Source organism: Streptomyces sp. NPDC059900 (assembly GCF_050270335.1).
In the GTDB taxonomy this organism is placed as follows: domain Bacteria; phylum Actinomycetota; class Actinomycetes; order Streptomycetales; family Streptomycetaceae; genus Streptomyces.
Window position 1 is genome coordinate 1 of record NZ_JBNNJZ010000410.1, and the last position, 7,360, is coordinate 7,360.

Sequence of the window (7,360 nt, forward strand, 5' to 3'; positions counted from 1 at the left end):
GTGCGGAGCTCGGCGTTCTTGGCGACCTCGCCGCGCAGGCCCTCGCTCAGGCCGAGGATGTCACGGGCCTTCTCCTCGTCCGCCACGCAGAGGTCGACCAACTCGTCGAGAACCGCCTTCCTCGCGTCCGCGAGCGCCGGCAGGGAGAGCGACTCCGGCTTCAGGGGGGCTCCGCGGCCGGAGGGCGCCTTGCCTTCGGAGGGCGGCAGCAGGACGAGCATGGGTCTCCTTCGGAGGGCAACGGGGTGGGGGATGCGGCCCCGCGCCAGGGTAATCGCCCCGGGGAACGGGATCCGCCTGCGGCGGCGCGTGACGCACCGCGCCGAGTCAGGCGGCGGTGCTCGCTGCCGCCCCTCCGCGGCGGCGCGGTGACGCCTTGCCGTCCGCACACCCGGCAGCGGGTGCTCACGTCCGCGGCCCGGCGGCGGGTCTCCCGCCCGCCCGCATGCCTGCCCGCATGACTGAGTGGTGCGCGAGGGCCGTACGCAGAGCTCTGCCCCCTCCGCGGCGTGCGTCGCGCCCCGCTCCCTCCACCGTGCCGCCCCGCCCCCCGCGGCCTACGCTCGACCCATGCCACGTCGTCATCTCAGCGTGACCGGCGCAGCCGAAGCTCCGTTGCGGGGCGTGCTGCGGCAACTGCGTGCGAAGTTGGACGTTCCCGGGGAATTCCCGCCGGATGTTCTCGCCGATGCCGAACGGGCCCTCGCCGCGCCACGGCTTCCCGCGTACGACGCCACCGGCATCCCCCTCTTCACCATCGATCCGCCCACCTCCGTCGACCTCGACCAGGCCATGCACCTCTCGCGGCGGGAAGGCGGCGGCTTCCGGGTGCGGTACGCCATCGCCGACGTCGCCGCGTACGTCACGCCCGGCGCCCCGCTCGACGCGGAAGCCCACCGGCGGGTCACCACCCTCTACTTCCCCGACGAGAAGGTGCCGCTGCACCCCACCTCGCTGAGCGAGGGCGCGGCCAGCCTCCTGCCGGGGCAGGACTGCCCGGCGGCCCTGTGGACCATCGACCTCGACGCGGAGGGCCGCACCGTCGCCGCCGACGTACGCCGCGCCCTAGTCCGCAGCCGCGCCAAGCTCGACTACGACGGCGTGCAGCGGGCCATCGACGGCGGCACCGCCGAAGAGGCCCTCGCGCTGCTCGCCGACATCGGGCGGCTGCGCGAGCAGTTGGAGGTCGAGCGCGGCGGCATCTCCCTCAACGTGCCCGAGCAGGAGATCGTCGAGAGGAACGGGTCGTACGAACTCGACTTCCGCGCCCCGCTCCCCGCCGACGGCTGGAACGCCCAGATCTCCCTGCTCACCGGCATGGCCGCCGCCGAGCTCATGATCCAGTCGGGCAACGGCATCCTGCGCACCCTGCCCACCGCCCCCGACGGCGCGGTCGGCAGGCTCCGCCGCACCGCGAAGGCCCTGCACATCGACTGGCCGCACCACGTCCCGTACGCCCAGCTGGTCCGTTCCCTCGACCCGCGCCGCCCGCACCACGCCGCGTTCCTCCAGGAGTGCACGACGCTGCTGCGCGGCGCCGGTTACACCGCGTTCAGCGGCGGCGAGGTCCCCGAGCTCACCACGCACGCCGCCGTCGCCGCGCCCTACGCCCACTGCACGGCCCCGCTGCGCCGCCTCGTCGACCGTTACGCCGCCGAGCTGTGCCTGGCGGCGGCCGCCGGGGACGAGCCGCCGGAGTGGGTGCTCGCCGCGCTGCCCGAGCTGCCCAAGGAGATGGCGGACGGGACCCGGCGCGGCAACACCGTGGAGCGCGAGTGCGTGGACCTCGTCGAGGCCGCGCTGCTCGAGGACCGGGTCGGCGAGCTCTTCGACGCGGTGGTGGTGGACGTCCAGGAGCGTGCGCCCGACGTCGGCACCGTCCAGTTGACCGACCCCGCGATCGTGGCCCGCATCGAGGGCGGCACGGGCGGCCTCCCGCTGGGGGAGCGGCTGCGGGTGCGGCTCACACAGGCTGATCCAGGGGCGGCGAAGGTGCGGTTCGCGCCCGCGTGAGCTACGGGGTCTGCTGGAGTTCCGGGGCCTGCTCGATCTCCTGGGCCTGCTCGATCTCCCGCGACTGCTCGTTCGCCGGGGCCCGCCTGAGCTCCAGGGCCTGCTTGAGCGCGGCCCGAAGCTTCTCCGGCTCGTCGGAGTGCAGCCGTACCGTCGTCACCTGCTGCTTCTTGCCGAGCAGGCCGACCGCCGTGACGGGCTCCGTCAGCTCCACGGTGAGGGAGGTCTGCGCGGCGACGGGCAGGTCGAGCACTCCGTCGGCGGGCTCGTGCGTGAAGCGCCGCTCACCGCTGACCGAGGCGATCCGCTCCAGCGGTATCAGCAGATCCCGGTGGGCGCCCTTGCGTACGCGCAGCGCGTCGGCGGAAAGCACGTGCGGCCGGGTCACGGACGCGGCGTGGATGCCGAGCATCAGCACCACGCTGTAGACGTCGACGAAGAGCATCACGGCGTGGACGGCGGGCCAGTTCCGCAGCAGCACGGCAAGACCCACGGTCTCCACGACGGAGACGAAGACGATGCCGTACATCATCGCGGCCTGATCGCGGGCGTGCCCGAACGCCAGGTCCCCCTGCCGTACGCCGTGCCGCCGCCGGGTCACCCACAGCGCGAGACTGCCGAGCACCCGCAGTTCGTGCCCGACGATCCTGCGCACCGGCTCCGGCACGACCTCCCTGACCGCCGCGCTGCCGCCCCGCCAGTACAGGAACGCGAGTCCCGTGACCTCGACGAGGAGAAGCGTCACGGCGACGGCCTCCACGCCCAGGAGCACGTCAGAGGGGAGCGAGACCCCCGCCAGCAGCAAGGTGAGAAGGACCAGTTCGGCGGGTATGAGCACCCAGGCGATACCCCGCAGCAGTCCGTGCAGTCCGTGCAGTCCGTGCAGTCCACGGCCTCTCATCGTGCACCCCTTTCCATGAGCAGCCGCATCCCGCGGCGTACGGCCTCCGCCTGCGCGGGCGCGAAGTCGGCGAAGAAGGCTTCGAGGAACCGGTCGTCGCCGCCCCGGCCGAGCCCGTCGGCCACCGCCTGCACGCCCTTCGTGTCCAGGTCGTCCAGGAGGGAGTCGGGCAGCGCGTCGGCGAGCGCGCGGGCGGCCTCGTCGACGGCCGCCTCCGTACGCGGATCGGCGAGGTCGGTGTCCGCGAGTTCGTCGAGCAACCGGTACACCTCGTTCGCGCGCTCCACCGCCCCCGGCGTGGCCAGCGCGGGCCGCATCGCCGCAAGGAGCCTGTCCCGGTCCTCCGGCGGCGCGGTCGTGTCGATGAGAGCCAGCAGCTCCCGGTCCCTCGCGGCCATCACGGACTCGGGCCCCTCGCGTTCGGCGGTGGAGCGGGCCACCTCGGCGAAGAACTCACCCAGTTCGGGGGAGACGGGCCCCTCGGCGGACAGCACCCCGCGTTCCGCGCCGTCGAGCAGCACCCGCAGCCGCTCCCGCCGCTCACGGATCGCGTCCTCCTGCCGGGCGAGGTCGGCGTCAAGCTCGCCGAGCACCTCGACCAGCTCGCGCCCCGCGTCGTCCGCGAGCACGTCCCGCACCTCGGCGAGCCCGAGCCCGAGCTCGGTGAGCCGCCGGATCCGCGCGAGCACGACGGCGTGCCGAAGCCCGTAGGCCCGATACCCATTGGCCCGCCGCTCGGGCTCGGGAAGCAGCCCGAGATGGTGATAGTGCCTGATGGTCCGCGTCGTGACCCCGACAATCCCGGCAAGCTCCCCGATCCGCATCCCGCTCGTCCCGTTCATGACCCCAGTAGAAACGTTGACGCTGCGACAAGGTCAAGCGGCGTGGGCCGGGACCCGCCGGGCGGGCGAAGCCTGACGCCCGCGCGTGTTCCTCGTCCACTATCGAGGGAACGCCTCCGGATCTCTTGGGCGGCGGATCGAGCGGTGCCGCAGTCTGACGAGGGTCTTGCGAGCGACGGAGGAAGGGGGGCGTGACTTGGCTGCCATGGCGCATGAATCAGTCACACGGGCAGAGATCCTGCTGGAGGGCTTCTTGGCCCTGGACGCCCCGGAGGGTTTCCGGGCGGAGCTGATCGAGGGGGAGATTGTCGTGACGCCGCCGCCGGACGGGGATCACGAGCACTTGCTCGGGCTGGTCGTGAGACAGGTCTACAGGCGTTCCGGGACCGATATGTGCTTCTCCGGCAACAAAGGTCTGAAGCTGAGGGGCGGGGACGACTGCCCGACGAACCACGTCATCCCGGACGGCACGATCGCCCCCACGGAGCTGCGACTCTTCCGGGGGGCCGACTCCTGGATGCCATGCGAGGGCGTTGCCTTGGCGGTCGAGGTGACACACACCAGACCGCAAGTGGACCGCGAAGCCAAGCGCCGCTGCTACGCCCGCGGCGGCATTCCGCTCTACCTGCTCATCGACCGCGAGGGCTCCTCGGTGACGCTGTTCCGCGACCCGGAGGGGGATGACTACCGCGAGCACTGCACGCTCCCCTTCGGCAAGGCGATGGCCCTCCCCGAGCCGTTCGGCTTCGACCTGGAGACCGCGGAGTTCGACTGAGGATCCGCGGCGCGGAGCTGCGGCGCCCGGCGGGTAGCATGGGCGGCACGGCAGACGAGCCGGGCGGACGGTCGCGTGGAGTCTCCCTCACCAGGGGGTCTTCCCGAGGAACGTCCGGGCTCCACAGGGCAAGGTGGTGGCTAACGGCCACCCGGGGTGACCCGCGGGACAGTGCCACAGAAAACAGACCGCCGGAGGCTCTGGTCTCCGGTAAGGGTGAAACGGTGGTGTAAGAGACCACCAGCGCCTGAGGTGACTCAGGCGGCTAGGTAAACCCCACCTGGAGCAAGGTCAAGAGGGGCCTCGGAGACGGGGCCCTGCGCGGATGATCGAGGGCTGCCCGCCCGAGTCCGCGGGTAGACCGCACGAGGTCCGCAGCAATGCGGACCCTAGATGGATGGCCGTCTCCCCGGCCGCCGCGAGGCGACCGGGCGACAGAACCCGGCGTACAGCCCGACTCGTCTGCCGCCACTCGCGGCTTTGCCTTGGAAAGGGCCTCTGATCTGGGATTTCTCCAAGTCGGAGGCCCTTCTTTTGCGGTTGAGGGGCGCTGACCCCAAGCCCGGTTCACACCAGTTCCAGACGGGATCTCACGGCTACGTACGTAGCCACCAAGGTAGCCACCCGCGGCCGCTGTGGAAAATCGTCCTGATCACTGGTCTGCGGTGTTTCTCCGTGCATTACAGCCCGCCTTGCCCGAGCGCGAGACGTATCCGGGGGTGGGAAGGGAAGCGAAGGAGCCAGCCGGGGCGGTGAGAACTGGTGACGTGTGAGTCGGAAGCTGGAGCTAGCGCGCTACCATCCCCCTGAGCCTGGCTCGGTGTGATGGCAGGCGGTTCGGGGGAGTGGATGACGTTCGCACAACCCAGGCGGGTGGATTCCCCGTCTTCGACGCGATCGCCGCGGCTGGCGATTCTGCGTCCTGACAAGGACTTTCTTCGTCTGCTCGAAGACGACCGCACCAAAGAGAGGTCCTACTCCCAATCCTGCCGTGACTGGTCTGAGGTCAAGTCACATCTCGCGATTCTGCTTGCCCCTGCTGGCCAGCCGGGTGACGAAGGCGGCGGGGAGCAACCGGAGCGGATCTGGGGGCTGGGTATCGTGCGCCCGACTCGTGAGACCGACCGAGACCGGAAGGTCGTCGTCACCCGTACGCGACGCCTCCGAGACTTGGTGCCCGTCTCAGGGCTCTGGTGCGCTGGTGGCGAGCGGGACGTGGCGCTCTCCAAGTCTTTACCGGAAACCGGTCCCGTTACGGTCGGCGCAGACACCGTATTCGCCAATCTCCGACAGATCTCCCCTGAAGTCGAGGCCGAAGTCCAGGCGTTGATGCCTTTGTTGGACGACGCCGAAGGCTGGAGCGAGGGGGAGCTTCGCTGGCGTGACGAGCGTGACGCTCTTCTGCTCTTCGCCAAGATAGCGGGGTTGGAGCCGGGCGATTTCCCGGAGGTACGTCTCTGGGACAGGACAGCCGCCCGGGCGGCCTTTGTCAGAGGGCTTGTCGGGACTCCGGTTCAGCCGATGTTCGACGACATCCGCGGGCGGGCAGCGGAGAGGTTCAGCGGCATCGGCGAGACCGTCGTCCAAACGTTCGCGAGTCGTGGTGGTAACCGAAATTATGACTTCGAGGCCACGTCGATAACCGACAATTGGGTGGTGGACGGTGGAGAGGGTTCCCTCGACGCCTACTACTACCACGTTGACACCGGGACCCTCGTCGCGCTGCGCTACGTTCGTCCTGGTCCGGATGGGTTCCTCTCGCCTGACGCCCGGCAGAGTCTGGACGAGTTCCGTAGCCGTGTTCACCGTCTGCCGAGACGCACCCGGCGGAGCGCCGACGATTACAGCCTGCTCGACGACCCTCTCTTTCTCCGCATTCATGATCCGGTGCCCTTCACCGCCGCTCTGCACCGGACGAGCCCCGGCGCGATCTACCCCTACGACCAGGTCGCCGCAGCGATCTCGGCTGCGGGGGAGATCGGTCGCACCGGCCTTTCCTTGGGCGTGCTCGCCCGCCACCTGGTACCGACCCACTTCGCTCAGCTGGTGCGCGACGGTTGGTTGGGCGCGAGCGGCGTGCCCTTCGACGTGGCCTTGGACTGGGTGGAGGCCACGATCGACACGGCTGGTGTTGCCTTGCTGGTCGTGGACTTCAGCCTCCGACAGCGTGGCAACGGCTCAGGGATCAAGACGCAGGCGTAGGCCGGCAAAAAGACACCACCAGTGGGAAGGCAACCATCCATGGCCACCTCGGGGGCGGATACACCTCGCCAGGTCACGCAGGTGCGTGAGCAACTGCACGAGACATTCGACGGGGTGATAGACGACAGTGACATCGCCCATTTCCGAGGCGACAACTACGAACAGCGTTTCCTCTCCCGCGCCCTTGCAGCCCTCGCGGTACGACGCTTGGCCAAATGCAGTGTTGCCGAGGCGGCCCGGTTCGTGACGGACGGCATCGCGGACCAGGGGATGGACGCCATCGCCCCTCTTCCGGAGAGCGGACAAGCTCTGCTCGTCCAGGCGAAGTGGAGCGACAAGGGCGCGGCGACCTTCGACGTGGGCGCCGCCAAGGCGATGGTTGACGGCCTGAACCGGATCGAGAACGAGCTGTACGACCAGTTCAACCAACGGGCCGGCGCGCTCGCCCTGGAGGCCAGGCCGTTCATCGTCAACGAGCGTGCCACTCTGGTCATCGCGCTGATGGGCACGGTGGAGCCCTCTCCGCCCGCACGCGAGGTTCTCGACAACGCTCTCCACGAGTTCAACAAGCACGGCGCCCGCATGAGCGTGGAGGTGCTGTACGCCGCGGACTTCCACGATCAGATC

General features: G+C 70.0%; 6 protein-coding genes, 1 other RNA gene and 2 pseudogenes. 4 read left to right on the top strand and 5 right to left on the bottom strand.

Translation table 11 applies throughout. The annotated features are described in order from the left end of the window. Window positions 1-221 (bottom strand): annotated as a pseudogene (locus tag ACQKIP_RS34300) (hypothetical protein); the annotation flags it as partial. A gap of 349 nt (window positions 222-570) precedes the next feature. Here ACQKIP_RS34300 and ACQKIP_RS34305 point away from each other — a divergent pair. After that, window positions 571-2,013, top strand: a complete 1,443-nt coding sequence (locus ACQKIP_RS34305) for an RNB domain-containing ribonuclease (RefSeq protein ID WP_365852419.1) — start codon at window positions 571-573, stop codon at window positions 2,011-2,013. A 1-nt stretch (window position 2,014) separates the two neighbouring features. On the opposite strand, the gene ACQKIP_RS34310 is transcribed toward ACQKIP_RS34305, so the two are convergent. After that, window positions 2,015-2,914 (bottom strand): hypothetical protein, encoded by a 900-nt coding sequence (locus ACQKIP_RS34310; RefSeq protein ID WP_365852421.1) that lies wholly within the window; start codon window positions 2,912-2,914, stop codon window positions 2,015-2,017. Further along, window positions 2,911-3,738 (bottom strand): MerR family transcriptional regulator, encoded by an 828-nt coding sequence (locus ACQKIP_RS34315; RefSeq protein WP_365853416.1) that lies wholly within the window; start codon window positions 3,736-3,738, stop codon window positions 2,911-2,913. The genes ACQKIP_RS34310 and ACQKIP_RS34315 overlap by 4 nt, the downstream gene beginning before the upstream one ends. Window positions 3,739-3,961: 223 nt before the next feature. Here ACQKIP_RS34315 and ACQKIP_RS34320 point away from each other — a divergent pair, with 223 nt between their 5' ends. Continuing rightward, on the top strand, window positions 3,962-4,531 hold the full coding sequence (locus tag ACQKIP_RS34320) for a Uma2 family endonuclease (RefSeq protein WP_365853418.1): 570 nt from the start codon (window positions 3,962-3,964) through the stop codon (window positions 4,529-4,531). A 55-nt stretch (window positions 4,532-4,586) separates the two neighbouring features. Then, window positions 4,587-4,996, top strand: an RNA gene (gene rnpB / locus ACQKIP_RS34325) — RNase P RNA component class A. A gap of 768 nt (window positions 4,997-5,764) precedes the next feature. Here the strand turns inward: rnpB and ACQKIP_RS34330 are convergent. After that, on the bottom strand, window positions 5,765-6,412 hold the full coding sequence (locus ACQKIP_RS34330) for a hypothetical protein (RefSeq protein ID WP_365852423.1): 648 nt from the start codon (window positions 6,410-6,412) through the stop codon (window positions 5,765-5,767). 158 nt (window positions 6,413-6,570) lie between these two features. Then, window positions 6,571-6,867 carry a hypothetical protein gene (locus tag ACQKIP_RS34335; RefSeq protein WP_365852425.1) on the bottom strand — a complete coding sequence of 99 codons (297 nt, stop codon included), beginning with the start codon at window positions 6,865-6,867 and terminating at the stop codon, window positions 6,571-6,573. Between ACQKIP_RS34335 and ACQKIP_RS34340 the strand changes: the two are divergent. Next, window positions 6,773-7,360 (top strand): annotated as a pseudogene (locus ACQKIP_RS34340) (AIPR family protein); the annotation flags it as partial. The gene ACQKIP_RS34335 and the pseudogene ACQKIP_RS34340 overlap by 95 nt on opposite strands.